Genomic DNA, 26,033 nt, shown 5'->3' with positions numbered 1-26,033 from the left:
GGACGCCACCTCTCCATGACGTAACCGGTAGCCCCTTACCCGACTTCCCTGAAGGGGGTTAGAGGCCCCCTGCCCCTTTCGGGGTATTGCCCGGGCGCCCCTCCCTGCATTCCGATTCCGACGTGAGCCACCACGGCTCCGGGGGTCGGGCACCATGCTGGACGGAATCGAACAGAGGGCCCGGGCCGCGGCCGTGCGCTGGGCCCGGTGGCGCCTGGGGCCCCTGGGGTTCGCGGACCTCATCACCCGTGTGGACGCTTCGCTGCTTCGCTACGGGCGGCTCGTCACCCGCCACGCCCGCCGCACCGGCACCTGGGCCGACGAGGCCTATTCGGGCGGCGCCAACACGGCCCGGCAGGCCCGGGCCCGGGCCCCCCTGACGCTCGACTCGCTGGACCTGTGGAGCGCGTCCCCGGAGGAGCTGGCGGAGCAGTCGTCCCATCTGGCCGATTGCGGCCGCTGCACGGGCGCCGGCCAGGTCTCCTGCCCCACCTGCCATGGCTCCCTGCGCGCCCGGTGCTCCGGCTGCGGCGGCTCCGGCAAGCGGATGAGCAAGGCCCGGAAGAGCTACAAGATGGTCAACTGCTCCGAGTGCCGGGGCAATGGAACCAAGAAGTGCGTTCGCTGCTCGAAAGGCAGTGTGAGCTGCCCGCCCTGCCGGGGTTCAGGGACGCTGCGCCGGTGGTTGAAGGTCACGACCGAGCAGCGCACCCAGGTCCGCGCCTGGCCCGACGCGAAGCGCCTCTCCGCGCACCCGGGGCTCCTGAAGGATTCAGCGCAGGCCCTCCAGTGGCGCGGTTCGCGGACTCTGGGCTCCGTGGAGCACGCGGGCCCCCTTCCCGACACCGCGCTCGGGGAGGAGGCCCGGTCCGCTGGCTTCATCGCCGCCCGTTCGTCCCTGGAACCCTCCCTGGAGCCCCTGCGGGACCGGGTCCTCTCCCAGAAGCTGGACGTCTTCGAGGCCCCTTCCGCCACCGTCCACTTCGAGTTCATGGGGCGCCCAGGCTTCGTCCACCTGCTGGGGCAAGGGCTGGAACCCACCGCGGCCCGGGACACGTCATCCTTCCACCGGCGCGTTGGCGCCCTGATGGGGGTGGCCTTCGCGGGCTTCTTCGGAGCGACCTTCCTCGTCGGCGCTTTCCTGGGCCGCCATGCCTTCTACACGGAAGCCCCGGCGAGCGGACTCGCCGTGCTGGCGGCCCTGGGGCTCTGGCCCGGCCTCTGGCTGATGACCGCGACCTGGGCGCGGCGCCGCCGGGCCGGTGGAGCGAAGTCTCCCGCCCGGTGGCATGACTGGCTGGGCGTCGGGCTCTCAAGCATCTGCGCGCTCGTCTTCCTCGGGTGCCTCCTGTTCATCCGCCCGTCGGTGTCGGAGCTGGTCCGCCTGACCACCTCCGGCGACCTGCCCAGGGCCGAACTGCACGCGGAGCTGCTGGAAGCCGGGGGCGACACGAGCCCGGCCCATGTCGAGGCGCGCAATGCCTTCGTCCTCGCCCGCATCCGGGGCCTGGAGAATCGCTCGGCCGTGGCGTTCATCGGCCGCTTCGTGGGCTCCAGGGCGGGCACCGGGCCCCTGGAAGCCGAACGCCAACGGCTTCGCGAAGCGTGGGCGCTGTCGGAACTCGGCAAGGACAGCGAGGACGCGGTGGAGAAGGAGCTGGCGGCCCTGTCCTCCGAAGGGGCTCCCGGCCCCGTCGTGGACGGTCTTCGCGCGAAGCTGGAGAACGCCCGGCTCGAAAAGGGGAAGACGCTCCTGGCCCAGGGCGACGCGGAGCTGGCCATCCGTGCCCTGACGCGCATCCAGGCTCCGGCGCTCGCCGCCGAACGGCCCGAACCGGTGCTGACCCAGGCGCTGCTGCTTCGGGCGCGCAAGTGCTCCGCGCAGGATGTGCTGTGCCGGGCCTCGGCCCTCAAGCAGGCCGTGGCGGTCGATCCGGGCGACACCTCCAGGACCACGCTCGCGGCCTTCCGCACGGAGCGGGTCTCCTGGTTGACCCGGGCCGCGCATGCCCCCGGCGGCGTCGGTCCCACCCTGCGGGCCTTGCGGGAGGCGGAGCTCGAAGCGGGAGGCCTGCTCTCCGTCCTCGAAGGCGACGCCGAGCTGACCGCCGCCCGGGCGGACCTGCTGCGCCGAAGGGAGGAGCTGCTGCGAAACCGGCATCCCCTCAACGAGCCGGTGGAGGTCGCCCAGGCCCTGCTGGGCCCGACCGGCCTGGAGGAGAAACGTCCTGGCGTGCTCACCGTGGGAGAGGTCCCCGCGGGCACGCTCGCGTACCTGTTCGTAGGCCAGGGGGTGACCCGGGGCCTCTACGTCACCGCCGCGGACCATGGACGCAAGGCCCTGCCGGCAGCGTCACTCCAGCAGATCGCCATGCGGCTCACCGGCCAGGAGTTCTCCCCGAAGGACCTGGTCCATGTCGGGTCCGACGTCGCCCATGTCCCGGTGCGCCTGGGCCGGCATGCGGCCGTGCTGGGCTGGCATGGCACGGACTTGGTCGAAGCACACATCGGAAGGGTGGACCCGTGACGCGTGACAGGAAGGCATTGCTCGTCCTGGGCGTCCTCTCGGCCCTGGCCAGCTCCCACGTCGCGTGGGCGCATCCCGGGCGGACCAACAGCTCCGGTTGTCACAACGAACGACGCACGGGCGGCTACCACTGCCACGGTGGCGGTGGTGGCGGGGGTGGGTCGGGAGGCTGGAGCGAGCTGGCGGAGAAGCCCACCCGCCTCCAGGTGATCGCCATTCCGCGCGCCCGGGTGTGGATCAACGGCGCCTACGTGGGCCTGTCCCCGACGAAGGCGGTCCGGATCGACGGCACGCAGGTGAAGGTGACACTGGAGCACGCCGCGCTGGGCAGCCACGAGACGACCGCGACCGTCGAGCGCGGGGAGACGACGGCCCTGACAGTCAGGTGGTAGGCGGGCAACCCCCCAGGTCGGCCTCGCGACGTCCACGTCCGAAAACGGCCAGACAGGCAGGGCCCGGCGTGGGAACTTCACCCCATGAACGGCCTGGACCCCGCCTCCTGCTACCGCGCGCTGACGACGCGGGACGCCCGCTTCGACGGGCGCTTCTTCACGGCGGTGAGGACGACGCGCATCTACTGCCGCCCCGTCTGCCCGGCCCGCGCGCCCCGCTTCGAGAACTGCGCCTTCTATCCCTCCGCCGCCGCGGCCCAGGAGGCCGGCTTCCGCCCGTGCCTTCGCTGCCGGCCGGAGACCTCCCCTACCCTCGCTCCCTGGCGCGGCACCTCCGTGACCGTCTCCCGCGCCCTGGCACTCATCGCCGACGGACTGCTCGACGCAGACGATGGAAACGTCGAGGCGCTGGCGGCCCGGCTGGGCGTCGGTGAGCGCCAGCTGCGGCGCCTGTTCCAGCAACACCTGGGGGCATCCCCCATCGCCGTGGCGCAGACGCGCCGCGTCCTCTTCGCCCGCCAGCTCCTCCACGAAACGCACCTGTCCATGGCCGAGGTCGCCCTGGCCTCCGGCTTCGGCAGCGTCCGGCGCTTCAACGCCGTCTTCCAGGCCCTCTACCAGCGCCCCCCTGGGGCCCTGCGCCGCGCCCGCTCGCCCGTCGCTCCCGCCGCGTCCGCGGTGCCCGTCGTCACCCTCTTCATCCCCTACCGGCCGCCCTATGACTGGGGCTCGATGGTGGCCCACCTGGAGGCTCGCGCGCTCGCCGGCATGGAGCTCGTCGAGCCCGGCCGCTACCTGCGCACCGTGCTCCATCCCCTGGGGCGTGGCTCCGTGGAGGTCGCCCCCGCGAAGGGGCTCGACGGCCTGCGCGCCACCCTGCGCGTCAGCGACGTGCGGATGCTGCCCCCCGTCATCGCGCGGCTCCGGCGCGTCTTCGACGTCGGCGCGGACGTGGACGCCATCCACGCGCACCTGTCACATGACGCGCTGCTCGCGCCGCTCATCGCCGCCCGTCCCGGCCTGCGCGCCCCGGGAGGCTGGGACGGCTTCGAGCTGGCGGTGCGCGCCATCCTGGGCCAGCAGGTGACGGTCAGCGCCGCCAGGGGCCTGGGCAACCGGCTCCTCGCGACCTTCGGCGAGCCGCTGGACCCGGAGTCCACCGGGGACGCCCGCCTGCTGCGCGCCTTTCCCCTGCCCCACGTCCTCGCCGCCGCGGACCTCACCTGCCTGGGCATGCCCGCCGCACGGGCCCGCACCCTCTCCAGCCTCGCGGCCGCCACCATGGCCGACCCCGCCCTGTTCCAGCCCGGCCCCTCGCTGGCGGACACCGTCGCCCGCTTCACGCGCCTGCCCGGCATCGGCGAGTGGACCGCCCAGTACATCGCCCTGCGCGCCGTCCGTGAGACGGATGCCTTTCCCGCCTCCGACGTCGCCCTCCTGCGCGCCGCGACGGCCCCCGGCGGTCCGCGCCCCACCCCGGAAGCCCTGCTCCAGCGCGCCGAGGCCTGGAGCCCCTGGCGCGCCTATGCCGCCCAACACCTCTGGGCCGCCGATGCCGCGCGGCCCCGCCCCCCTTCCTCGCGAGGAACCCATGCCGCCGCGCCAGCGCTTCTTCATTGATGCCACGCCCACCCCGGCCGGGCCCATGCTCCTCGTCTGCGACGAGGCCGGCCGGCTGCGCGCCCTGGACTGGGAGGGCTACGAGGCCCGCATGCACCGGCTGCTGCGCCTGCACTACGGCGAGGGCGGCTGCGTCCTGGAACCCGCGCGCGACCCGTCCGGCCGCACCTCCGCGCTCCAGGCCTACCTGCGCGGGGACGTCAGCGCCATCGAGGCCCTGCCCGTGGAGACCGCCGGCACCCCGTTCCAGCGCGAGGTCTGGCGCGCCCTGCGCGAAATCCCCGCCGGCACCACCACCACCTACGCCCGGCTCGCCGAGCGCATTGGCCGGCCCACGGCGGTGCGGGCCGTGGGCGCGGCCAATGGCGCCAACCCCGTGGGCATCGTCGTGCCGTGTCACCGCGTCGTGGGTGCCAATGCCTCCCTGACAGGCTATGCCGGGGGCATCGATCGCAAACGCTGGCTGATCGACCACGAACGCACCCACGCGCCCAGGGCCTGAACCCTCTCAATCCCTCGCATCCCTTCCGAAAGCCTGCCATGACCGACGCCACCGCCAAGACGTTCCGCGCGCTGCACCAGGGCCCCGACCTGCTCCTCCTGCCGAACGTCTGGGATGCCGGCAGCGCGAAACTGTTCGAGAGCCTGGGCGCCCGCGCCATCGCCACCACCAGCGCGGGCCTAGCCTGGGCGCTCGGCCATCCGGATGGCAATGCGCTGCCCATGGACGCGCTCATCGCCACGGCCCAGGCCATCACCGCGGTCATCCGCGTGCCCCTCACGGTGGATGCGGAGGGCGGCTACTCCGACGACCCGGCCACCGTGGGTGAGAACGTGGCGCGGCTGCTGTCCGCGGGCGTCGTGGGCATCAACCTGGAGGATGGCGGCGGCCCTCCGGAGCTGCTCGCGGCGAAGATTGAACGCGCGAAGCAGGCCGGCGCCCGGGCTGGCGTGGACGTCTTCGTCAACGCGCGCACGGACGTCTTCCTGCGCGGGCTCGTCCCCGCCGAGCGCCGCGTGGAGGAGACCCTGGCCCGCGCCGCCCGCTACCAGCAGGCCGGCGCGGACGGCCTCTTCGTCCCCGGCGCCACGGACGCGGACGACCTCCAGGCCCTCACGCGCGGCACGCCGCTGCCCGTGAACATCATGGCCAGGCCCGACCTCCCCAGCGCCCCGGAGCTGCAACGGCTGGGCGTGCGGCGCCTCAGCGCCGGCTCCGCCATCGCGCAGGCCCTCTGGGGACGCGCGGGAGCGCTCGCCTCCGCCTTCCTGCGCGACGGACACTCCGCCGCGCTGTTCGAGGAGGCCGCCAGCTACCCGTCCCTCAACAGCTTGATGACCCGCCGTTGAGCGGAGGCTTCGTGTCCCAGTCCCAGGACGACCGTCAGCGCTGGAACGACCGCTACCGACAGTCCCCTGACCCCAGGGAGCCGTCGGACTTCCTGCGCTCGCTCGCGGACCGGCTGCCCACCACGGGCCGTGCGCTCGACCTGGCCGGGGGACAGGGACACGACGCGCGCTGGCTCGCGAAGCGCGGGCTGGACGTGACACTGGTGGACGTCTCCGACGTGGCCCTGGAACAGGCGGGGGCGCTCGCGCGAGCCGACGGACTGGACCTGGGGCTCCTGCGCCTGGACCTGGAGGTGGACCCGCTGCCGCCGGGCCCGTTCGACCTGGTCGTGTGCCTGAACTACCTCTGGCGGCCCCTCTTCGCCGCGCTCCCGGCGGTGCTCGCGCCGGGTGGGTGGTTCGTCTTCGCGCAGCCCACCCGGAGCAACCTGCAACGCCATCCACACCCGTCCGCGCGGTTCCTCCTGGAGGACGGCGAGCTGCCCACCCTCCTCCAGGACCTCCAATCCCTCTCACTCACCGAGGGCTGGACGGACGGCGGCCGGCACGAGGCGCGGGTCCTCGCGCGCAAGCCCCTTCGATGATCAACCGCGCCGTCGGTACTGGATTTCAATGGCCTTCTGCGCCGCCTCACCGGGGGGCACGTTGAAGTGCGTGATGACGAGCGAGTCGGGCGAGGGCTGCTCGATGTCCACGCGCCAGCCCCAGCGGGGTGACTGCTCCCCCGTGAAGTAGCTGCCGAGCACCGAGAACCGGTCGCTGACCCCGGCGTCCCCCAGCAGGGTCATGATGTCGGAGCCCACGTGGAAGGTGTCCACCCACGACATGGTGAACTGCCGGCCGTCCAGGTGGTGACCCAGGGTGGCGATGCCCGACAGCGGCTTGCCGCCCAGCGAGGACGCGTACTCGTGCACCACGAACCGGCCGCCGAGCACGGACCGGATGCTCCCGGAGATGGGGGACTCATCCCCCAGCTTGGCCGGTTCGAACCACGTTCGCGCCGTGCCCTCCCAATCTCCGACACACCGGGCGAGGAGGTGATGGGGACCACCGGGGGCCTGCGACTGCTGGAGACGATCCTGGCTCATGGTGCGCGGGAGTGTCGTGGAGGACGCTCCCGGGGTCCACTCCCCGCGCTTTCCAGGGCACGCGGCGCGCGTCTCCATTAGCTTCCGCGCCCCTTCCGGAGCTTCCGGAAGGACTTCGCCGCGATTCCCCCCTGGAGCCTCACTTGCCGACCACCCAAGCCTATGCCGCGTCCGCCGCGAAAGCCGCGCTCGGCCCCTTCACCCTGGAGCGCCGCGAGCCGCGTGCCCAGGACGTGCTCATCGACATCCAGTACTGCGGGGTGTGCCACTCCGACATCCACCAGGCCCGCGACGAGTGGGGCGGCGCCCTCTTCCCCATGGTGCCGGGACACGAAATCGTCGGGAAGGTGTCCCAGGTCGGCGGCGCCGTCACCGCCTTCAAGGTCGGGGACTCCGTGGGCGTGGGCTGCTTCGTGGACTCGTGCCGCGAGTGCCCGTCCTGCCTGGAGGGCGAGGAGCAGTACTGCGAGCGCGGCTGCGTGAACACCTACAACGGCCGCGAGCATGACGGCGCGCCCACCTACGGCGGCTACTCCCGCAGCATCACCGTGGACGCGAAGTACGTCCTGCGCATCCCGGAGGGCATCCCCCTGGAGCGCGCCGCGCCGCTGCTGTGCGCGGGCATCACCACGTACTCCCCCCTGCGCCACTATGGCCTGAAGGCCGGTGACAAGCTGGCCGTCGTGGGCCTGGGCGGCCTGGGCCACATGGGCGTGAAGCTGGGCAAGGCGATGGGCGCCGAGGTGACGGTGCTCAGCACCTCCCCCTCCAAGCGCGATGACGCCCTCGCCCTGGGCGCGGCGCACTTCGCCGCCACGTCGGACAAGAAGACCTTCAAGGCGCTGGCGAACCAGTTCGACTTCATCCTCGACACCGTCTCCGCGCCGCACGACTACAACGCATACCTGGGCCTGCTGAAGCGGGACGGCACGATGATCCTCGTGGGCGCCCCGGAGGCCCCCTCGCCGCTGGCCTCCTTCCCGCTCATCATGAAGCGGCGCAAGCTGGGCGGCTCGCTCATCGGCGGCATCCGCGAGACGCAGGAGATGCTCGACTTCTGCGCGAAGCACCAGGTCGCCTCCGACGTGGAGGTCATCCCCATCCAGAAGATCAACGAAGCCTACGAGCGCATGCTCAAGGGCGACGTGCGCTACCGCTTCGTCATCGACACGGCGAGCCTGGATTCGAAGTAGTGACGGGCAGGGCCCCGGCGCGGCATGGCGCCGGGGTCAGCCGCGCCAGGCCGTCCACAGCGACACGGCGCCGAAGATGAAGAAGAGGCTGGCGGTCGCCCACCGCACCCACTTCATCTGCACCCGCCCGGCCAGCCGGTCCCCCAGGAAGACGGCCAGGCCGTCCGCCACCAGCATCCCCGCGGTGGAGCCCACCGTCACCATCACCAGTGACTGGTAGCGCGCGGCCAGCGCCATGGTGGCCAGCTGCGTCTTGTCCCCCATCTCCGCCAGGAAGAAGAGCACCACGGTGGTGAGGAAGGCGCCGAAGCGCGGCGGCTTGCCGTCGTCGTCGTCCAGCGTGTCTGGCTTCAACGTCCACAGGCCGAAGCCCAGGAACATCACCGCCAATATCAAAGCCATCACCCGCGCCGGGACGTGCACGGACACCCACGCGCCCACCGACGAGGCCAGCGCATGGTTGGCGATGGTGGCCACGAGGATGCCGGCCAGGACGACCCACGGCTTGCGGAACTTCGACGCGAGCGAGAAGGCAAGCAGTTGCGTCTTGTCCCCCATCTCGCTGGCGGCGACCAACACGAACGACCCGAGCACGGACTCCCACGACATCATGAAGGCACCCCTTCGAAGTCCCTGGCGCGGAAGTCGTCGTGTGATGAGCGCTTGCAGGGGAGCGCGCACGGCGGACCTCGGCCAGGGAACGTTGAATCCCTGTCCGAAGGTCTCGTTCGTCTCGCGCTTCGCGAGGTGGGGGCCCGGGCTGTTTCCAGCCAGTGTGTCGAGCTTCCCGACGCCTCTTGCGGCCGGCGTGAACTACTCCCCTTACGTGTCGTCGCAAGTAGCAGCGCGCAGGGGGTGAGTCAACCCCACACGTCCTGGGACAGGCCGGGGCTCCGACGTCTGGCGTCCCTTTTTTTGACGACACGAGAGGCTGCCCCCCTAATGCCGGCGTCAGGTCGGTAGCGGCCTGTAGCAGCAGCAAAAGCCTGGAGGAAGCCCCGATGCAGGATGGAAGCGCCAGCCCGCTGAGCCCCGACGCTCCGTCGTCCCAGTCTCCGGTGGAACCCGGTGAGGTCCGGAGCCCGGAGGCCGACATCGTCTCCACCCACGTCCTCGTGCCCGAGGAGCAGGTCCACAAGCTGCGGGAGCTGGCGCGGCGCACCCGCATCCACCAGAGCGAGTACCTGCGCGAAGCGGTGGAGGACCTGCTGTCCAAGTACGGCCGCATGCCCGCCAAGACGGAAGGCGAGTCGTGAGCCGCCCGGCGCCCCTGTTCGCCTCGCGCCGACGCATCCTGTCGCTGCGCGAGCGACTGCGGCGCTGGCTGGAGCAGGAGCTGTAGTCCTCCGCCCCACCCGGAGCGTCCCGGGAGGGAAACACGCTAGGTTCGGGTCGTCCCTGTTTCCAGGAGCCCCCGACCTTGATGCGTCCCTCCTTGATGACCGCCGTCCTCGCGCTGACCGCCAGCGGCTGCGCCACCACCTCCGGCTTCGAGCAGCTCTACCCCGGCATGACGCCCGCCCAGGTGGCCAACGCCATGGGCAAGGGGCCGGCCCGGGCGCAGGAGTTCCAGGACGGTTCGTCGGCCTGGTACTTCGACGAGGACCACTGCGTGCTGATGCGCGACAACGTGCTCGTGGCCAAGTCCACCACGCAGACGCGCACCGCGGTGCGGACGCCCATGGGCTCGCTCAAGGACCAGGACAAGGCGTTCTGTGGCCCCCCGGGCTCGGAGGGTGATGCCACCCGCGAGCAGACCGTGCACACGCCCTTCGGCACCTTCAAGGGCACGGTCGATCCCGCGGCGGTCACCGAGCAGGTGAAGAACAGCGTGCGCAACCAGAAGATCCCGCCCCCGGGCATGGACGCGCCCGACGCGGGCGGGCAGGCCACGCAGCCCACCCCGTAGCCGTCCGCCACGTCGCGCCGTCCCCGCCCGGGGCGGCGCGCGGCGCTCAGGCCGTGGATGAACGGGTGACCGAGCCGTCGTCGCCGTCCTTCTTCATGTTTCCCGTCAGCTCGCGGAAGGACATGTGGCTGATGGACAGCAGGATGAGGCCGAAGATGATGTGCTGCGCCGTCTGGCACAGCCACAGCACGTTGGCGTAGGCGAGCCCGTGGGCGTTCACCACGGCGGCGGGCAGGAACAGGCCCAGGCCCACCTTGATGGCGGCGTGGAAGGTGCCCACCATGCCGGGCGCGGCGGGGATCATCGCGCCCACCACCAGCACGCACATCACGATGTACGACTGGAACAGCGACAGGCCCATGGGCTCGCACGCGACGCCTGGGGCCGCGCCGGAGCAGTCGAAGGCGCGGGCGAGCAGCGCCATGCCGAAGCCGTTCACGGCCCAGTACAGCACCGTGTAGACGAAGAAGAGGACGATGTGCCGGCGGTCGGGGAGCTGCCGCATGGCGCCCACGAAGGTGTCCACGATGTCCGCCACCTTGTCCGCGACCGTGGGGGAGAAGCGGCCCACGGTGGCGCGCACGAGCCGCACGGTGGTCTCCTGGTGCCACAGGCCCAGGAGCAGGAACACGAGCCCGCCGCCGAACACGCCGAACATCAGCCACGAGCCCAGCTTCACGTACTTCACGCCCTCCGTCTCCACGGGGACGAAGAAGAGCAGCACGCGGAAGAGGGCCGCGACGAAGAGGCCGTCCACGATGCGCTCCAACACCACGGACGTCATGGCCGCGCTGCGGCGGATGGAGCTGCGCTGGGCGATGAGGAAGGGCCGGGCGAACTCCCCCAGCCGGAACGGCAGCACCAGCAACATCATGAAGCCGATGCCAGACGCCTCATTGAGCTTGCGGAACGGCACCCGCTCCAGCCCCGACAGCAGCGCGCCCCAGCGCAGCGTGCGGAACACGTGGATGGCGGTCAGGCACAGGAAGTACGGCAGCACCCACGCGTAGTTGGCCGCCTTGAGGCTGGCGATCTGCGTGGACACGTCCGTGTCCCGGAAGGCCCACCACATGAAGGCGATGGTGACGAGCAGGCTGGCGATCAGGTTGACGGCGCGTTTCACGGCGGCCGGGTATATCCTCCCTGCCCTGGCGACTCCAGCAGGACACCTGTCGTCATGCCCCTGGGGCGCACGCACGCGGGCCTTGTGACGGCGCGCTCCCCTGCCCCGTCGTCGGTCTCCTCCCGGAATTTTTCAAGACGCGTGGGACGCCGGGCTCAGGCGTCGTGGCCGCGGTCGGGGTGCTGGTCGGCGGGGGTTTCGTCCTCCTGCTCATCCACCTGCCGGTCGGGCACGCGGTACTCCTCGCCCAGCCAGCGGCCCAGGTCGACGGCGCGGCAGCGGCGGGAGCAGAAGGGTTGGGAGGTGTTCTCCGGGCGGGGAGGCACGGGCTTCTGGCAGATGGGACACGGCGGAAGTGGCATGGCGGATGGTGTCCTAGATAAGCCTTGACGCTTCCGCGGGCCAGGACGTTTCGTGCCCTCGCCGTGCAGCCGACCCTGCGGACCGCCCCCGCGCTGTCACAGGGCCCCGGCGGCGCATCTCCAGCGGAGTCCCACCATGAAGGTCGTGCGCATCACCCAGCCCGGCGGTCCGGAAGTCCTCGCGTTCGACGAGCGGCCGGAGCCGGCCCCGGGGCCGAACGACGTGCAGGTGCGGGTGCGGGCGAGCGCGCTGAACCGGGCGGACCTGCTCCAGGTGCGGGGCGCCTATCCGCCGCCGCAGGACGTGCCGCAGGACGTGCCGGGCCTGGAGTACGCGGGCGAGGTGGTGGCCGTGGGCTCCCGGGCACGGAAGTTCCAGGTGGGCGACCGGGTGATGGGGCTGGTGGGCGGGGGCGCGTGGAGCGAGGTGCTCACCACGCACGAGCGCGAGGTGCTGCGCATGCCGCGAGGGATGGACTTCGCGAACGCGGCGGCGCTGCCGGAGGCGTACCTCACGGCCTGGGACGCGCTGGTGCTCCAGGCGGACCTGCGGCCCGGGGAGACGGTGCTGGTGCACGCGGTGGCGAGCGGCGTGGGCTCCGCGGCGGCCCAGCTCTGCCGGGCCATGGGCGTGCGCGTGGTGGGCACGGGGCGCAATGCGGAGAAGCTGGCGCGGGCGTCGGAGTGGGGCGTGGAGCGCACGGTGCTCTGTGATTCCTCGCCGCCCGTGTTCGCGGACGCGGTGCTGGCGGCGACGGGCGGACGGGGCGCGGACGTGTGCCTGGACCTGGTGGGCGGCCACTACCTGCCGGAGTCCCTGAAGGCGATGGCGCCCCGGGGCCGGCTGATGCAGGTGGGTTCGGTGGCGGGGAGCCGCGCGGACGTGGACCTGGGCGTGGTGATGCGCAAGCGGCTGCGCATCACGGGCACGGTGCTCAGGAGCCGGCCGGCGGAGGAGAAGATGGCCCTGACGCAGGCGGCGGAGCGGCAGCTGCTTCCGCTGTTTGATTCCGGCGCGCTGAAGGCCGTGGTGGACGAGGTGCTGCCCATGACGGACATCCGCGCCGGGCTGGAGCGGATGGCGGGCAACAACACGGTGGGGAAGCTGGTGGTGCGGTGGGATGATTAGGCTTTCTTTGCAGGGCTCCGCTTCCGGGCCGGGGCCTTCTTCGCCCTGGGGGCCGGTGCCACGTCCTTGCTGCCCGCCTCCTGCGCCTTGAGCACCTTGGCGGAGGCGCAGCGGCGCCACGCCTCCTTGAGCAGGGATTGCAGCAGGGGCCGCTTCACCGTGGCGAGCTGGACGATGACCATGGGCCAGTCCTGGTAGTGCGGCGTCACCCGGAAGACATCTGGCTGGGATTGGAGCAGGGCCTCCCGGTGGTCGAAGTCCACCTTGATGACGATGGAGTCCTCATCCAGCACCCGCGCGAAGAGCTTGTCGCTCACCCGGAACCCCGGGGTGCCGTAGGAGGGCCGCTCTTCCGTCGCGGGCAGCGCCAGCGCCAGCTCCCGCACGTCGTCCACCGTGAGCCGCCCCTTGCGCTTCACCGACGTCTTCACTGCCTTCTTCCGGGCCGCCATCTGTATTCGTCCTTCCTCGTTAAAACCTGGACTCCTCGGGATTCGGAAGATTCCGCTACTTCCACCCTGTTGCTAGCTTTTCGCGGGTGAATGAGCCCCAGGCCTTTGGCCGGTATGAACTCCTGGAACGACTGGGCGCTGGCGGCATGGCGATGGTCTACCGGGGCAAATATACGGCGGGGCCCGGTATCACCAAGGCCGTGGTCATCAAGCGGGTACTGAGCCAGTACTCGGAGGATCCGGCTTTCGTGGAGATGTTCCTCAACGAAGCACGCATCTCCGTGGGACTCAACCACGGCAACATCGTGCAGGTCTTCGACTTCGGACAGGTGGACGGCGAGTACTTCCTCGCCATGGAGTTCGTGGATGGCCAGCCTCTGTCCCGGGTGATGAAACGGCTCAAGGGCCGGGAATTCCCCTGGATGCCCGCGCCCCTCGCCGTGAGCACCGTCATCGAACTGTGCCGGGGCCTGCACCACGCCCACACGCGGACGGATGAGCAGGGCGTGCCGCTGGGCCTCGTGCACCGCGACATCTCTCCGGACAACGTCCTCGTCAGCTACGAGGGCGAGGTGAAGGTGGCCGACTTCGGCATCGCCAAGGCGCGGCTCGCGGGAAGGCCGCAGACCGAGGTCGGCGTCATCAAGGGCAAGTATCCCTACCTCGCGCCGGAGCAGCTGAAACAGTGGCCCGCGGATGCTCGCGCGGATGTCTATGCCGTGGGCGTCGTCCTGTTCGAGTTGCTGTGCGGCGAGCGGCCCGTCACCGGCAATGAGCTGGAGATCTTCCAGCGTGCCACCGAGGGACGCCTGACGCCCGCGCGGAGCCTCAATCCCAGCCTGGATGACGATTTGCTGGACATCCTGAAGCGCGCGCTCGCGCCCATGCCTGGCGACCGCTACCAGAGCGCCGAGGCACTGCAACAGTCCCTGTCGGACTGGCTGGGAGCGCACGCATCCCGCCTCCCCACCCATGCCCGCAAGCTGTTCATGACCTGGGCCTTCCAGGAGGAGCTGGTCGCCCAGCACCGGCCCGTGCCGCTCCCCGACTCCTTCGTGCGCCAGCTCCAGGCATGGCGCCACGCGCGGATCCTCGTCGGTCCTTCCGGAACCGGAACGACCGATTCGCCCCCGTCGCCCGCGATGCATGAGTGGCCGGTGCTCCCCGAGGAGTTCGTTCCCAAGAGCCTGCCCCGAAGGCTCCCGGAGCCTCCGGCCCCCGTTGAGGAGCCTGCCCCGGAGCACCCCAGGCCGCCGTCGCGCCTGAGGACCCGGCTCTCCAGCGACGCCTTCTGGCTGCAGGTCATGGCGGTGGGGATCGGGGTCATCTTCGGAGTGTTCATACTGGTCAAGATTCTCCGCTTGCCGCGTTCCCAGACGCCCACATCCCATCATCTGCCTCCCTCCAACTCTCCCGTTCCTGACTACGAACGCGGCAGGGACCTCCTGGCGCAGGGCCACCCCGAAGCAGCGGTGCGGTCGTTCCAGACGTGTCTGAGGAAGTCACGCAACGACGGGGACTGCCTGCTGGGCCTGGCGAAGTCGTATGAGGCCCTGGGGCAATGGGAAGCGGCGCGCGTCCAATACCAACGGTTCATGGACGGCCATCCCCTGCGACCGGAAGTCATCACCGCCCATGACTTCCTGGAGGCCCATCCCCCCTGAGGGCAGCCAGGCATCACGGAAGCCGTTGCGCGCGGGAGGCGGAACCGTATCCTGCGCCGCCATGGCTACCCACTTCGACCCCGCCGCCGCCGCGCAGCCGGGCTCCGGCATCTTCGGCCTCCCCCACTCCCCCGACGAGGCGCACGTCGTCGTCATCCCCGTGCCCTTCGAGGCCACCACCAGCTACGGCGGTGGCACCTCCGACGGGCCCGCCGCCCTGCTGGACGCCAGCCGGCAGGTGGACCTGTTCGACGTGGAGACCGGCCGCCCCTACGAGCGCGGCATCGCCATGCTGGAGGCCCCCGCGGAGCTGCACGCCTGGAACACCCAGGCCAAGGAGCGCGCCCAGGTCGTCATCGAGGCCGGCGGCATCGAGGCCGGCACGCCGGAGCTGCTCGCCGCCGCTCGCGACGTCAACGCCTTCAGCGAGAAGCTCAACGACCACGTCTACCGCACCGCGAAGCACTGGCTGGAACAGGGCAAGTGCGTGGCCGCCGTGGGTGGTGACCACGCCATCTCCTTCGGCATCATCCAGGCCCACGCGGAGAAGTACCCCGGCATGGGCGTGCTCCACCTGGATGCGCACGCCGACCTGCGCGTCGCCTACGAGGGCTTCACCTGGTCGCACGCGTCCATCTTCTACAACGTCGCGGAGCGCATCCCCGGCGTGAAGACGCTCGTCCAGGTCGGCCTGCGCGACATGAGCGAGAACGAGCACCGCTACATCGAGTCCTCCGGCGGGCGCATCCAGGCCTTCTTCGACGCCACCCTCCAGCAGAACCGCTTCGACGGCCTGCCGTGGAACCAGCAGGTGAAGCAGATCGTCGACAAGCTGCCGCAGCAGGTCTACCTGTCGTTCGACATCGACGGGTTGGATCCCGTCCTGTGCCCGCACACCGGCACGCCCGTGCCCGGCGGCCTGTCCTTCCCGGAGGCCACCGCGCTCGTCGCGGGCGTCGTGCGCTCGGGCCGCACCATCGTCGGCTTCGACCTGACGGAGGTGGCCCCCGACCCCGAGGGCAGCGAGTGGGACGCCAACGTGGGCGCCCGCCTGCTCTACAAGATGATCGGCTGGATGCTGAAGTCGCAGAAGGCCTGAGCGCTTCAGGCCTCGCGCGGCAACGCCACGCTGAACGTCGCCCCCCGGCCGGGCACCGACTCGGCCGACAGCACGCCTCCGTGCAGCTTCGCCAGCTCGGAGGCCACGTAGAGCCCCAGCGCCTCGCCCCGGGCCGGTCCGTCCGGGAAGGGCTGGAACAGCCGCGGCAGCTCCGCTTCGGGGATGCCCGGCCCCGGGTCGCTCACCCGCACCAGCACCCGCTCCTCGGAGGCCCTCAGCTCCACGCGCACCCCCCCCTGCCGGGCCGCGTTCGACAACAGCACGTCGAACACCTGCCCCAGCCGGGCCGCGTCGAAGCGCAGCGCCACCGGCTCCGGCGGCAGTGACAGCTCCACCGGCACCTCGGGCCCCTGCGTGCGACAGCGCGCCACCGACGCCTCCAGGTGCGCGCGCAGCTCCCCCTGCGCCGGCCGCAGCGTCAGGCTGCCCGCGCTCAGGCTCGCCGCGTCCTGGAGGTACTGGCCCATCCGCTCCAGCGACTGGAGCTGCGCGCCCAGCGCGGCCACCGCGTCCTGGTTCGGAGGCGACAGGCCGTCCAGCTTCAGCAGCTGCGCGCGCGCCGCCTCCAGCGGCCCCTGGAGCGTGCGCGCCACCCACTGGCCCAGCGCCTCCACCGGCGTCGCGGCCTCGCGGGGGGGCCCCGGGGCCTTCTCCAGCACGCTGCGGATCAGCGCTTCGAAGTCGTTGATCTCGAAGGGCTTGTTGAGGAACGCGGTGGAGTCCGGCGAGCCGTGCTGGAGCACCGCGCTCAACAGGATGATGGGCACCTCGCGCAGGCCGGGCTCCTGCTTCAGCCGGCTGCACAGCTCCATGCCGCTCATGCGCGGCATCATGTGGTCCGTCACCACGAGCTGGGGCCTGCGGGAGCGCGCGAGCGTCAGCGCCTCCTCGCCATCCCGCGCGCGCACGACGTCGTGCCCCAGGTCCTCCACCACCTGGCTCAGCACCTCCAGCACCGCCGGTTCGTCATCCGCGACCAGGACGAGACTCATGCGACACAGCTCCTCCGCCCCCGCGGGCCTCAAGCATCACGCCCCCCCGGGACGCAGGTTCAGGCTCCCCCACCGCCGGGATCGCAATCCACCGGCGGCCGGGACGTGCCTGAAAGTGCGTGCGCTCACGGTTGCGCCTTCAAACCCCTGGTCTATGAAGAGTGGGACGCCGCATCCAGACACCCAGGGAATGGCTGGGGCCTTCCCGACATTCAGACTGTCTTCCGGGAGACGTTCCCCGGTGACGCACGGAGGATGGACATGAGGGCAGGACACATCCGGTGGGGGCTCTTGCTGGTGGGGCTCGCCCTGTCGCTCCCCGCGCACGCGGACCTTTCGCGACGCCGCAGCGACGTGGTGGAGGTCGTGCAGAAGGTCTCCCCGGCGGTCGTCCACATCGGCACCGAGCAGGAGGTGGAGTCGCGCTTCCGGGGCCGCGCCCGCTCGCCGCTGGAGGAGTTCTTCGGGCAGGGGCTGGGGGCGCCGGAGACGCGCCAGCGCATCCAGGGCCTGGGCAGCGGCGCCATCATCGACGCGTCCGGCATCATCGTCACCAACGACCACGTCATCCGGGGCGCGTCCGCCATCCACGTCGTGCTCGCGGACGGGCGGACCTTCGACGCGGAGGTGGTGGGCAGCGACGCCAACAACGACCTGGCCGTGCTCAAGGTCAACGCGAAGGAGGCCCTGCCCACCGCGAAGCTGGGCACCAGCTCCGACCTGATGATTGGCGAGACGGTGGTGGCCATTGGCAGCCCGTTCGGCCTGAGCAAGACCGTGACGGCGGGCGTGGTGTCCGCCACGGGGCGCACCTTCCGCGCGGAGGATCGCGTCTACAACGACTTCCTCCAGACGGACGCGGCCATCAACCCGGGCAACTCCGGCGGCCCGCTGCTCAACGTGGACGGGGAGATCATCGGCATCAACACCGCCATCTACGCGAACGGTCAGGGCATCGGCTTCGCCATCCCCGCGGACAAGGTGCGGCGCATCGTGGAGGAGCTCACCCGCTTCGGGAAGGTGCGCCCCGCGTGGGTGGGCATGGACACGGCGAACCTCCCCGCGCGGGTGGCCGCGCGGCTCGGGTGGGACCGCACCTACGGCACCGTGGTGACGAACGTGGAGCCCGAAAGTCCGGCCGCGCAGGCCGGCGTGCAGCGTGGCGACGTGGTGGCCGAGCTGGGGGGCTCACGCATCCAGGACGCGGAGGATTTCGACTCGCGCGTGCGCGGCTATCCGGCCCGCTCGGCCTTCCCCCTGGTGCTCTTCCGAGCAGGCTCGACCCGCACCGTGCAGGTGACGCCGGTCGAATTTCCAGCACGCCTGCTTGAAACCCTGGCGTGGGAGCGGCTGGGACTGCGAGTGAAGGAGAATAAGAACGGGATGGCCATCTCCGCCGTGCGGCCGGGCTCCGCTGCGTCGGAGATTGGCCTGGAGCCGGGTGACGTGCTCCTGCGGATGAACAACCAGCCGGTTCCCACGGCTGACACTTTCCGTGAAGGACTGCTCACGGCGCGACGGGGACGTAGCGTGCTGTTGCTCGTGCGTCGCGGGCGATACGCCTACCACCTGACCCTGCCGTTCGAAGGGCAGCGGCTGTAGTCGTTACGCGGGGATTCCAGGATCGACAGGAAGGGCACTAGCATGCCGTTCCCATGAGTTCGCCTCGCTACCAATCACTCGGTCCCCTCCTCGCCGGAGAGGGATCGCGGGCCTTCCTCGGACTGGCGCTGGAGGATGGCGCCACGCCCCGTCCCGTGGTGCTCATCTGGGCACCGCCCGACATCGCCCAGAACCCGGACCTGGTGGCGAGGCTGGAGCGCGAGACGAATCGCGCCATCGTCTTCGAGCACCCGAACATCCTGCGCGTCCACGGCCTGGAGAAGCTGGATGGCGGCCTTGCGCGCGTCACCGAGTTCGCCGACGGCGAGCCGCTGCGCCGCGTGCTGGAGGCGCACCCGCGCATGTCGCCCGCGTTCGCGGCGCTCGTCGTGGCGGATGCGGCGATGGGGCTGCACTACGCGCACGTCGCGGGCAACGACGACGGCTCACCGCTGGTGCACGGAGACATCCGGCCCGAGACGCTGATGGTGTCGTTCACCGGCTTCACGAAGGTGACCGGCTACGGCGCGCTGTCCGTGGCGCCCCGCGAGCGCGGCGGCAAGCGCGTGAAGAACCGCCGTGCGTACACGTCCCCGGAGCAGCTGCTGGGCGGACGCGAAGCGGTCAACGTTCAGTCGGACGTGTTCCTGCTGGGGCTCACGCTGCACGAGTGCCTCACGGGGAAGATGCCCTTCAAGGAGTCCGCGGATCCGGACAAGGCGGTGCTCAACCGCGCGCTGCCGCCGATGCCGCCCGACGTGCCGCTGAAGCTGGACGCCGTCGTGCGCCGGGCGACCACCAAGCGCGCGCTGGAGCGCTACCCGTCCGCGCTCGCCTTCCGTGAGGCGCTGGTGGAGGCCATCGGCAAGCTGCCCACGCACGAGTCCTTCGCGGAGCACCTGGCGAAGCTCTTCCCGCCGGAGAGCGACGCGCGCGCGGCGCGGCGCAAGACCATCGAGCTGGGCATCGCGGAGGCGCTCGCGAAGGCTGGCATGACCCCGCCGCAGGTCGCGGAGATCCTCGCGAAGGGCGTGGGGCTCGCGGAGCCGGTGAAGAATCTGGTGCCCGAGGTGAATTCGGCCCCGGCGGCTTCGGGTGCGCAGGCGCCGAGCACGGGCGCTTCTGTGCCCGTGGCTTCGACGGCTCCCGTGCACGGCGCCACGCACAGCGCGGGTTCGCAGGCGGCGTCCTCGCAGGGTGCGCACGCGAGCGCGCAGGGCCAGGTGGCGCAGACCTCGATGCCGGCTCAGGCAGCCAATGCGAGTTCGCAGGCTTCGACACAGGCGCAGGGCTCCAGTGTCAGTTCACAGGCTTCGACGCAAGCTCAGGGCTCGCATGGTGGTGCGCAGGGTTCGACTCAGGCCTCTGGTGCGAATGCAGGGGTGCAGGGCTCGAATGCTGGCGCATCCATTGCTGCCTCCACCCAAGGAACATCTGCGGCGACTCAGTCCCAGGGTGACCGCGCTTCGGGTCCCATCTTCGGCGGCGCTGCGAGCCCCGCGGCGCAGCAGGTGCCGGCGAAGAAGTCCTCCCGCTCCTGGATCCCCTATGTCGTCGGCGGCCTCGCGCTGACGCTCGGCGCGAGCGCAGTGGTCATCCAGCGCCAGTTGAAGGGCACGATGACCGTCGAGTCCTTCGACGCGGGCGTGCCCGAGGTGGTGGCCGCTCCCGTTCCCTTCGACGCGGGTCCCGAGGACGCGGGCGTGGAGGACGCCGGCATCGTGGACGCGGGCCCCGTCATGGGCATGCTGGACCTCACGGTGGAGCCGCGCGTGGAGGTCACGCTCAACAGCACCACCACCCTGCTGGGCCGCACGCCGCTGTCCGTGCCGCTGCCCCCGGGCCGCCACCTGCTCACCTTCACCAACGGCGCGCTCGGCATCTCCGTGTCGCGCACGGTGACGGTCGCCCCCACCGGCCGCTCCGCGTTCCAGTTCTTCCTCAACAAGGCCTTCATCAACGTGCGTGGCCCCGCTGGCGCCAACGTCACCATCGACGGCAAGCCCGCGGGCACCGTGCCCGTCGAGGAGCTGGACGTGTACGAGGGCTACCACCGCCTGCTCGTCACCGTGGGCCCGTCGCGCTGGCAGAAGACCTTCACCATCGAGCCCGGGCAGCGCGTCAACTTCGACGTGAACTTCGAGGAGCCGCAAGAGGCCGAGGAGTAGTCCCCAGCCCCGGCGCCCTCCGAAGCCCAGCACCCTCCACGGGTGCTGGGCTTTTTCTTTGCCCGTGGTCCATCGGATGCTCTTCCCGTTTCGCCACGACACGGCCCCCTGGCCAGATGGATGAACATGCCCCTGCGTCTGCGAGCTTGCAGTGCACTCCTCGTGCTTCTGGTCGCCTGCGCTACACCCGCGACCGGCCCAACGGACTCAAGGGCCCGAAACCCCAGGTTCACCAACCTCCAGAAAGCGGCGACGCTGCCCTGGAAGGATGACGGACGGTGTGTCGTCCGTGAGGCGTCCCAGGCCTGGCCCGTGGTCGTGGAGCGATGCTTCTCCGAACTCGACACCCGCAGGATCCGCTTCCGCGATACCCAGCGCCGGTGTCCCGTGGCCTCCGCGAACGTGCTCGCCCTGGAGACGATGGTCGGCATCTGCCTGCTGACGCAGCCCGAAATCGTGGTGGGCGCGGTGATCATCATCGGCGCGGTGGTGGTGGCCGTCGCCATCCACGAGCAACTGGAGGCGTATGAGTTCAGGCGGCCCTACCCGGAGGAGGAGACCTCCGGTGAGACAGTGAGCCCTGCACCCGAGACGCAGCCCGCCCCGCTGCACTCGCTCTCAAGCCGAAGACCCCAGCCGGACGGTGCCTCCTCGGGACAGGACCTCTTCCCTCCGGGGCCGCCGTCGTTCCTGGAGCCACGCGAGCGCCGCCCGGAGTGCACACCCCAGCCCGTGCCGCACCTGGGCGGCGACGCCTTGCACAATCAGTGCGCCGACAAGGTGCCGCAGAATGCGTTTCCCGGCTCGGATGTCCTCGTCAACGGGAAGCGGTTCGACGCGCTGCGACTCCACTCGCGGCTTCTATGGGAGGTGAAGACCGACAACTTTGATCTATACACGCCTGCCCTCAAGAGGATTTCCATCGCGAAACAGGTTTCGGAGCTGAGGCGCGAGCGGGAACTCGCAAAGGCTTGCGGCTATGACTTCGTCGTTGGCGTACGCAGCGCCGCGCACCGAACCGCGCTGCTCGCGCAGATCAACAACCTGAACATCATCATCATGGATTGGTGCTGAAATGACAGCCCCGGAAAGCTCCCTCGTCCTTATCACCCGAGCACCTGGGCTCGTGGAGCGCGACGGCCGCCCGACCGCGATCATCCACGCGATGGAACATGCGCTTCCTGGGTTGCGATTGGAATGGAGGATCGCTGAGGACGGGGCCTTCATTCCGCTGACACAGCGCGATGCGTGGTTCGCAACCTCCTTGAGCGCCGGGGTGCTCGCCCTCCTCTGCAACGCGGACGAGGGCCACCTCGTCACGCTCTTCGGGATGGAGATGCCAGCCAGCGAGGCTCCCGGAGGACGAGCGCAGCTTGAAGCCCATGCGGAACTGCCACTGGACGCTGCCACCACCGTGGCGGCAGCTGCGGTGCTGGAGGCAATCGCGGAGGCCGCGTTCTCATTCTGGGGACACGCAACGCCCACCCGTGCGGCGAGCGAAATCTCGGAACAGACGAGCCCCACCATGGCGGGCCCACCGTCTCCCCCCAGGGGGCTGCCGACGCTCAAGCCCTCATGGGAAATCCGCTCACCGGAGATTCCGCACCACCTGGGCTGGCTCAACTACTGGTCCGCCGCCACCGCGCGGATTCTCGGGTTCCCGGAGCCCTCGCGCGACACGGGCCTGCTCACGCGATCGCGGCGGACCTCCACGGGGGGATGGATCGTCCAGCTCACGGAGGCCCCGCTCGACCTCGACAATCCCTCCCACCTGGACGCGCTGCTGCGTGCCTACGAACGCTTCCCCGAAATCGGCGGACGCGTTCCCTGATGGGCGCGGGCGCCAGGAGGCCCGGGACGCATCCCCGGCCCCCTGGCCCTGCATCACCGCCGGCTCAGTCCCAGCGGCTGTTCAGCTTCAGCGTCCACTCACGCAGCTTGCCGTTGCCCACCCCGGACGGGTTGACGACGTGCAGCTTCCACAGGCCGTTGATGGTGCCGTCGCGCGGGATGCCCCGCGTCACCGGGATGCGCTTGGGCGGCGTGCCTTCGTTCGGCCCGTCCCACAGGAGCGCCGTCTCACCACCCGGATCCTCCAGCGTCAGCACCAGCCTGGACGGGTTGTTGTGCGCCAGGTCCAGTTCCACCGTGATGTCCTCCGGCACCGTCGCCAGACCCACCACCGGCTGCGACGACACCAGCGGCGTCGTGTTGCCCTGCAGCGTGAGGTCCGAGTACGCCGTGAACGTCCCTTCCATCCACGCCGGCCGGCACCAGCCCTCCGTCGCACCCGACGCCAGACCGTGGCACGTCAGGTTCGCCTGGCAGGGCACGAACAGCGAACAGGACGCCCCGTCCCCCGGGGTGGGCGCGGTGGTGATGCAGCGGCCATACGGGCTGGAGGCGTCGTTCGGGATGCCATTGCACCAGAGACCGGACTGACAGGTCGTCTGGCCGGTGCAGGGCTCGCCCTCCGCCGCCTGCTGCGTCGCCGTCTTGAGGTTCTGCAGCGACGTGCCGTCCACGCCGGGCAGCCGTCCCAGCTTCAGGATGTGGAAGAACGGCCGCGCCGCCACGACGGCGTTCGCCGCCGCCGGGGACATGCCGTACGTCGCCTGCAACGCACCCGCGCCCTGCGCGTTCGCCACCGCCAGCGCCCGGCGCGCCTCCGCCACGTTGAACGTCACGCCCTGGAACGTGCCCACCCAGCCGTCCACCGGCAGCTCCACCCGGCCCGTGCCCCGCGCGTACGCCTCCAGGGCCGCGAGCGCCGCCGGCCCCACGAAGGGCACCGCGTCCACCTGCTCGATGGAGACGAAGCGCCGGTCATCCCCCGTGTGCAGCACGCCGTCCGGGCCCTCGCGCCAGTCCACCAGCGCCTGCGCCGCCTGGAGGTTCAACGGCACCTCCGTGTCCAACACCGTCAGCGTCGTCGAATAATCATTGAGGAACAGCACCACGCCGTTGCCGGCGGGCGTGCCCGTGGCGAGCTCCTGCCCCTGCGACGCCAGCGCGGGAGAGGAGCCGTCCGACACCGCGGCGGCGCCGCAGCTCAGCAGGAGGGGAATCGAGGAAAACGACAGGAAACGTCGGAGTCTGGAGGTCATGGCCTCCATGTACTCCATGAAAGGGGGCTTGTCGGTGACGTATCAGGTCCCGCCCTGATACAGCCCGATGACGCCGTGGACCTGGTCGGTGACGTGCTGGAGCGTGTCCGCCGCCGCGTGGGTGGCCTCCACCCGGGCCACCGACGCCTGCATCATCGCGGTCAGGTCGGTGACGGCGGAGAAGATCTGCGACACGCCCGCCGACTGCTGACTGACCGACGCGGAGATGCGGCGCACCGCGTCCGCGTTGCCCTCCACCAGCACGGACAACATTCGCAGCCGATCCCCCGATTCGCGGATGGTGTCGATGCCCCGGCCCATCCGCTCCCCTCCCTGGCGCGTGAGGTCCACCACCCCCTGGATTCGCGTGCGCGTGTCCTCCAGCACCGAGCGCACCTGCTGCGTGGCCGCCACCGACTGCGACGACAGGTTGCGGATCTCCCGCGCCACCACCGCGAAGCCCCGGCCCACCTCGCCCACCCGGGCCGCCTCGATGGCCGCGTTGATGGCCAGCACGTTGGACTGGTCCGCCAGGTCCTGCACCGTCCGGGTGATGCCGCCAATCTTCTCCGTGTACGCCGCGAGCCCCTGGATGCGCTCGGAGATGTCCGCCACCTGGGCGCGGATCTCCGCCAGCCCCTCCACGCTCCGGCCGATGGCGTCCTCCACCGCGGCGCCCACGTCCCCCGCCTCCACCGTCGAGCGCAGCACCCGGGTGGCCTGTTCGGACGCGACGAGCGACGTCTGGCGGATCTCCTCCGCCGTCACCTGCGTCTCGCTCAGCGCCCGGGCCTGACGGGTCAGGTCCTCACGCTGCTCCCGCGTGGACACCGACAGCGTCCGCATGGAGTCGCGCAGCGCGTCCGCGGAGCCCGCCAGCGGCCGGACGACCCGCTCCTCCACCGCGTGCTGGGACAGCTCCAATTGCGCCTCCCGCTCGGCCGCCGCCCGCAGGTCGCGCTGGCCCTGCACGCAGGAGACGATGAGGAAGACGTCCTCGAACACCACCCACGCCGCGTGCTCCAGCCACCGCCACGAATCCCGGGCGTGCGCGCCGAAGATGGACTCCGGCCAGAGCGCTCCGCGCAGGAAGTGGTCCGCCGCCACCACGCCGCTGAAGGTGAGCAGCACCCGCCAGTCCCGGTAGATGGCCAGCAGCGCCAGCGACCCGAAGATGTGGAAGTGCGTCTCGATGCGGCCCCCCATCAGGTGGATGAGCAGCCCGGACATCAAGGCCTGTCCCACCGCGATGACGTGCCGCGTGGACGCCTGCCCGGAGTGCGTCAGCGCGAGCAGCACCGGCGGCCCGCCGAAGAGCAGCCCCAGGCCCACCGCCGCCCAGACGTGGAGGTGGACCTCGCTCTCCAGGCCCGCCCAGGCGCGGGGCGACAGGAACACCGCCGCCGCGATCCCCGCCACCCACTGCAACGCCATCAGGAGGATGAAGGTCCGGTCGGTGCGCCGGCTCAATGACAGACACTGCGCCTCGTGGAGCTGGCGCGCCCGGGCGGCCACGTCGGCGTCGGACAGCTGGATTCTCATCACGGGGTCTCGCCCGACGGGCTCGGGGGTGTTTCCAGGGCACAGCCGAAGACGGACGCGGAGGGACTTCCAGGCGCCCGCGCCTCCACCAGGGCCCGGATGGCCAGGTTGCCCTCGCTGTCGCCCTCGTGGCCGCGCGCGGGGGTGATGCCGCCGCTGAAGCGCTCCTCACCCTCCGGCGAGTACAGCACCACCTGACCGGACGTCCGGGCGCCCACGCCGCGCGCCGCCTGCCCGTCCACGTCCGCCACCACCTCCACGCCGGGCAGCGCGCGCGCCCGCGCCCACAGCTCCGACTGCACGAAGTCCGGGGACGCCTCGGTCGGCGCCCAGATGAAGACGCGCGTGGCGAGCCGGCCTCCCGCGCGGACCGTGAGCTTCGCCAGCTCCGTGAGCGTCGCGCGCGAGCAGGGGCACTGGGGATGGAGGAAGACGAGCAGCGACCACGCCCCGGGACCGCCCACGGGTGCGAGCGACCCCGGCAGCCGGGAGGGCGGTGTCGCCGCCGGCCCCGCCGCGCTCGCGTGCGACCACAGCAGCCCCGTGCCCACCGCCGATGCCGCCACCCAGAGCGCCACGAACCACGGCAGCGCGATACGCCGGAGCGTGAGGTGTTTCAGACCCTCGTCGCGAGATACCCGGGCCGGGGCATCCAGGGGGTCATGGGTGACAACTTCCGGGGCGGCCATGTTC

At 71.0% G+C, this 26,033-nt stretch carries 25 protein-coding genes; 16 read left to right on the top strand and 9 right to left on the bottom strand.

From position 1 onward, the window contains the following. Positions 1-154: 154 nt before the first annotated feature. The 6 genes from OV207_RS12290 to OV207_RS12265 all read left to right on the top strand — a co-directional run bounded on the left by OV207_RS12290 (position 155) and on the right by OV207_RS12265 (position 6,473). Positions 155-2,527, top strand: a complete 2,373-nt coding sequence (locus OV207_RS12290) for a hypothetical protein (RefSeq protein WP_267555190.1) — start codon at positions 155-157, stop codon at positions 2,525-2,527. After that, the gene (locus OV207_RS12285; RefSeq protein WP_267555188.1) at positions 2,524-2,919 is read left to right on the top strand and encodes a YHYH domain-containing protein; all 396 of its coding nucleotides are present in this window, start codon (positions 2,524-2,526) and stop codon (positions 2,917-2,919) included. Before OV207_RS12290 ends, OV207_RS12285 begins: the two co-directional genes overlap by 4 nt. 84 nt (positions 2,920-3,003) lie before the next feature. Beyond that, complete coding sequence (locus OV207_RS12280; RefSeq protein WP_267555186.1) at positions 3,004-4,539, top strand: AlkA N-terminal domain-containing protein; 1,536 nt, start codon at positions 3,004-3,006, stop codon at positions 4,537-4,539. Then, positions 4,511-5,041 carry a methylated-DNA--[protein]-cysteine S-methyltransferase gene (gene ogt / locus OV207_RS12275; protein ID WP_267555184.1) on the top strand — a complete coding sequence of 177 codons (531 nt, stop codon included), beginning with the start codon at positions 4,511-4,513 and terminating at the stop codon, positions 5,039-5,041. The genes OV207_RS12280 and ogt overlap by 29 nt, the downstream gene beginning before the upstream one ends. A gap of 38 nt (positions 5,042-5,079) precedes the next feature. Continuing rightward, positions 5,080-5,889, top strand: coding sequence for an isocitrate lyase/PEP mutase family protein (locus OV207_RS12270; RefSeq protein ID WP_267555182.1), 810 nt, complete (start codon positions 5,080-5,082; stop codon positions 5,887-5,889). Between the two features lie 11 nt (positions 5,890-5,900). Continuing rightward, a complete protein-coding gene (locus OV207_RS12265; RefSeq protein ID WP_267555180.1) occupies positions 5,901-6,473 on the top strand; it encodes a class I SAM-dependent methyltransferase in 573 nt (190 codons plus the stop codon). On the opposite strand, the gene OV207_RS12260 is transcribed toward OV207_RS12265, so the two are convergent. After that, positions 6,474-6,977 (bottom strand): DUF1579 domain-containing protein, encoded by a 504-nt coding sequence (locus OV207_RS12260; protein ID WP_267555178.1) that lies wholly within the window; start codon positions 6,975-6,977, stop codon positions 6,474-6,476. A gap of 143 nt (positions 6,978-7,120) precedes the next feature. Here OV207_RS12260 and OV207_RS12255 point away from each other — a divergent pair, with 143 nt between their 5' ends. Continuing rightward, entirely contained in the window at positions 7,121-8,170 is a 1,050-nt protein-coding gene (locus tag OV207_RS12255) for an NAD(P)-dependent alcohol dehydrogenase (RefSeq protein ID WP_267555175.1), read from the top strand. A 36-nt stretch (positions 8,171-8,206) separates the two neighbouring features. On the opposite strand, the gene OV207_RS12250 is transcribed toward OV207_RS12255, so the two are convergent. Then, positions 8,207-8,779, bottom strand: a complete 573-nt coding sequence (locus tag OV207_RS12250; RefSeq protein ID WP_193348949.1) for a TMEM165/GDT1 family protein — start codon at positions 8,777-8,779, stop codon at positions 8,207-8,209. Between the two features lie 392 nt (positions 8,780-9,171). Here OV207_RS12250 and OV207_RS12245 point away from each other — a divergent pair, with 392 nt between their 5' ends. After that, entirely contained in the window at positions 9,172-9,426 is a 255-nt protein-coding gene (locus OV207_RS12245) for a ribbon-helix-helix domain-containing protein (RefSeq protein WP_120537964.1), read from the top strand. Between the two features lie 167 nt (positions 9,427-9,593). Further along, positions 9,594-10,079 carry a hypothetical protein gene (locus tag OV207_RS12240; RefSeq protein ID WP_193348356.1) on the top strand — a complete coding sequence of 162 codons (486 nt, stop codon included), beginning with the start codon at positions 9,594-9,596 and terminating at the stop codon, positions 10,077-10,079. Between the two features lie 46 nt (positions 10,080-10,125). Here the strand turns inward: OV207_RS12240 and OV207_RS12235 are convergent, their stop codons facing one another. Continuing rightward, on the bottom strand, positions 10,126-11,202 hold the full coding sequence (locus OV207_RS12235; protein ID WP_193348355.1) for a lysylphosphatidylglycerol synthase transmembrane domain-containing protein: 1,077 nt from the start codon (positions 11,200-11,202) through the stop codon (positions 10,126-10,128). Between the two features lie 155 nt (positions 11,203-11,357). Continuing rightward, a complete protein-coding gene (locus OV207_RS12230) occupies positions 11,358-11,564 on the bottom strand; it encodes a DNA gyrase inhibitor YacG (protein WP_193348354.1) in 207 nt (68 codons plus the stop codon). Positions 11,565-11,700: 136 nt separating this feature from the next. Here OV207_RS12230 and OV207_RS12225 point away from each other — a divergent pair, with 136 nt between their 5' ends. Next, entirely contained in the window at positions 11,701-12,693 is a 993-nt protein-coding gene (locus OV207_RS12225; protein ID WP_267555170.1) for an NAD(P)H-quinone oxidoreductase, read from the top strand. Here the strand turns inward: OV207_RS12225 and OV207_RS12220 are convergent. Next, positions 12,690-13,145 carry an MmcQ/YjbR family DNA-binding protein gene (locus OV207_RS12220; protein WP_267555168.1) on the bottom strand — a complete coding sequence of 152 codons (456 nt, stop codon included), beginning with the start codon at positions 13,143-13,145 and terminating at the stop codon, positions 12,690-12,692. The genes OV207_RS12225 and OV207_RS12220 overlap by 4 nt on opposite strands. Before the next feature lie 86 nt (positions 13,146-13,231). On the opposite strand from OV207_RS12220, the gene OV207_RS12215 reads away from it, so the two are divergent. Then, positions 13,232-14,809 carry a serine/threonine protein kinase gene (locus OV207_RS12215; RefSeq protein WP_267555166.1) on the top strand — a complete coding sequence of 526 codons (1,578 nt, stop codon included), beginning with the start codon at positions 13,232-13,234 and terminating at the stop codon, positions 14,807-14,809. Positions 14,810-14,870: 61 nt separating this feature from the next. Next, the gene (locus OV207_RS12210) at positions 14,871-15,908 is read left to right on the top strand and encodes an agmatinase family protein (RefSeq protein WP_193348350.1); all 1,038 of its coding nucleotides are present in this window, start codon (positions 14,871-14,873) and stop codon (positions 15,906-15,908) included. 5 nt (positions 15,909-15,913) lie between these two features. Here the strand turns inward: OV207_RS12210 and OV207_RS12205 are convergent, their stop codons facing one another. Further along, positions 15,914-16,921 carry a hybrid sensor histidine kinase/response regulator gene (locus tag OV207_RS12205; protein ID WP_193348349.1) on the bottom strand — a complete coding sequence of 336 codons (1,008 nt, stop codon included), beginning with the start codon at positions 16,919-16,921 and terminating at the stop codon, positions 15,914-15,916. A 261-nt stretch (positions 16,922-17,182) separates the two neighbouring features. Between OV207_RS12205 and OV207_RS12200 the strand changes: the two genes are divergently transcribed. From OV207_RS12200 to OV207_RS12185, 4 genes are all read left to right on the top strand, one after another. Next, positions 17,183-18,523 carry a trypsin-like peptidase domain-containing protein gene (locus OV207_RS12200; RefSeq protein ID WP_267555163.1) on the top strand — a complete coding sequence of 447 codons (1,341 nt, stop codon included), beginning with the start codon at positions 17,183-17,185 and terminating at the stop codon, positions 18,521-18,523. A 53-nt stretch (positions 18,524-18,576) separates the two neighbouring features. Beyond that, the gene (locus OV207_RS12195) at positions 18,577-20,691 is read left to right on the top strand and encodes a protein kinase domain-containing protein (protein WP_267555161.1); all 2,115 of its coding nucleotides are present in this window, start codon (positions 18,577-18,579) and stop codon (positions 20,689-20,691) included. A gap of 387 nt (positions 20,692-21,078) precedes the next feature. Then, a complete protein-coding gene (locus tag OV207_RS12190; RefSeq protein WP_324291522.1) occupies positions 21,079-21,765 on the top strand; it encodes a DUF6310 domain-containing protein in 687 nt (228 codons plus the stop codon). Between the two features lie 52 nt (positions 21,766-21,817). Further along, positions 21,818-22,522 carry a DUF5953 family protein gene (locus tag OV207_RS12185; RefSeq protein ID WP_324291521.1) on the top strand — a complete coding sequence of 235 codons (705 nt, stop codon included), beginning with the start codon at positions 21,818-21,820 and terminating at the stop codon, positions 22,520-22,522. Between the two features lie 64 nt (positions 22,523-22,586). Here the strand turns inward: OV207_RS12185 and OV207_RS12180 are convergent, their stop codons facing one another. Genes OV207_RS12180 through OV207_RS12170 form a run of 3 tightly spaced genes read right to left on the bottom strand, consistent with a single transcriptional unit; the run spans position 22,587 to position 26,029 of the window. Then, on the bottom strand, positions 22,587-23,798 hold the full coding sequence (locus tag OV207_RS12180) for a proprotein convertase P-domain-containing protein (RefSeq protein WP_267555159.1): 1,212 nt from the start codon (positions 23,796-23,798) through the stop codon (positions 22,587-22,589). A gap of 42 nt (positions 23,799-23,840) precedes the next feature. After that, a complete protein-coding gene (locus OV207_RS12175; RefSeq protein ID WP_193348344.1) occupies positions 23,841-25,340 on the bottom strand; it encodes a methyl-accepting chemotaxis protein in 1,500 nt (499 codons plus the stop codon). Next, a complete protein-coding gene (locus OV207_RS12170; protein WP_267555157.1) occupies positions 25,340-26,029 on the bottom strand; it encodes a RedB protein in 690 nt (229 codons plus the stop codon). The genes OV207_RS12175 and OV207_RS12170 overlap by 1 nt, the downstream gene beginning before the upstream one ends. Between the last annotated feature and the right edge of the window lie 4 nt (positions 26,030-26,033).

It is taken from the genome of Corallococcus sp. BB11-1 (assembly GCF_026626625.1).
GTDB lineage: Bacteria > Myxococcota > Myxococcia > Myxococcales > Myxococcaceae > Corallococcus > Corallococcus soli.
Note: the sequence above shows the minus strand (reverse complement) of the source record. Positions and strands in the feature narration are given on the sequence as shown.

Coding starts and splice junctions, on each gene's coding strand:
- OV207_RS12240 (WP_193348356.1), top strand. CDS start 9,594: ATGCGTCCCTCCTTGATGACCGCCGTCCTCGCGCTGACCGCCAGCGGC.
- OV207_RS12170 (WP_267555157.1), bottom strand. CDS start 26,029: ATGGCCGCCCCGGAAGTTGTCACCCATGACCCCCTGGATGCCCCGGCC.
- OV207_RS12180 (WP_267555159.1), bottom strand. CDS start 23,798: ATGACCTCCAGACTCCGACGTTTCCTGTCGTTTTCCTCGATTCCCCTC.
- OV207_RS12175 (WP_193348344.1), bottom strand. CDS start 25,340: ATGAGAATCCAGCTGTCCGACGCCGACGTGGCCGCCCGGGCGCGCCAG.
- OV207_RS12290 (WP_267555190.1), top strand. CDS start 155: ATGCTGGACGGAATCGAACAGAGGGCCCGGGCCGCGGCCGTGCGCTGG.
- OV207_RS12195 (WP_267555161.1), top strand. CDS start 18,577: ATGAGTTCGCCTCGCTACCAATCACTCGGTCCCCTCCTCGCCGGAGAG.
- OV207_RS12205 (WP_193348349.1), bottom strand. CDS start 16,921: ATGAGTCTCGTCCTGGTCGCGGATGACGAACCGGCGGTGCTGGAGGTG.
- OV207_RS12280 (WP_267555186.1), top strand. CDS start 3,004: ATGAACGGCCTGGACCCCGCCTCCTGCTACCGCGCGCTGACGACGCGG.
- OV207_RS12200 (WP_267555163.1), top strand. CDS start 17,183: ATGAGGGCAGGACACATCCGGTGGGGGCTCTTGCTGGTGGGGCTCGCC.
- OV207_RS12225 (WP_267555170.1), top strand. CDS start 11,701: ATGAAGGTCGTGCGCATCACCCAGCCCGGCGGTCCGGAAGTCCTCGCG.
- OV207_RS12270 (WP_267555182.1), top strand. CDS start 5,080: ATGACCGACGCCACCGCCAAGACGTTCCGCGCGCTGCACCAGGGCCCC.
- OV207_RS12210 (WP_193348350.1), top strand. CDS start 14,871: ATGGCTACCCACTTCGACCCCGCCGCCGCCGCGCAGCCGGGCTCCGGC.
- OV207_RS12230 (WP_193348354.1), bottom strand. CDS start 11,564: ATGCCACTTCCGCCGTGTCCCATCTGCCAGAAGCCCGTGCCTCCCCGC.
- OV207_RS12260 (WP_267555178.1), bottom strand. CDS start 6,977: ATGAGCCAGGATCGTCTCCAGCAGTCGCAGGCCCCCGGTGGTCCCCAT.
- OV207_RS12245 (WP_120537964.1), top strand. CDS start 9,172: ATGCAGGATGGAAGCGCCAGCCCGCTGAGCCCCGACGCTCCGTCGTCC.
- ogt (WP_267555184.1), top strand. CDS start 4,511: ATGCCGCCGCGCCAGCGCTTCTTCATTGATGCCACGCCCACCCCGGCC.
- OV207_RS12220 (WP_267555168.1), bottom strand. CDS start 13,145: ATGGCGGCCCGGAAGAAGGCAGTGAAGACGTCGGTGAAGCGCAAGGGG.
- OV207_RS12250 (WP_193348949.1), bottom strand. CDS start 8,779: ATGTCGTGGGAGTCCGTGCTCGGGTCGTTCGTGTTGGTCGCCGCCAGC.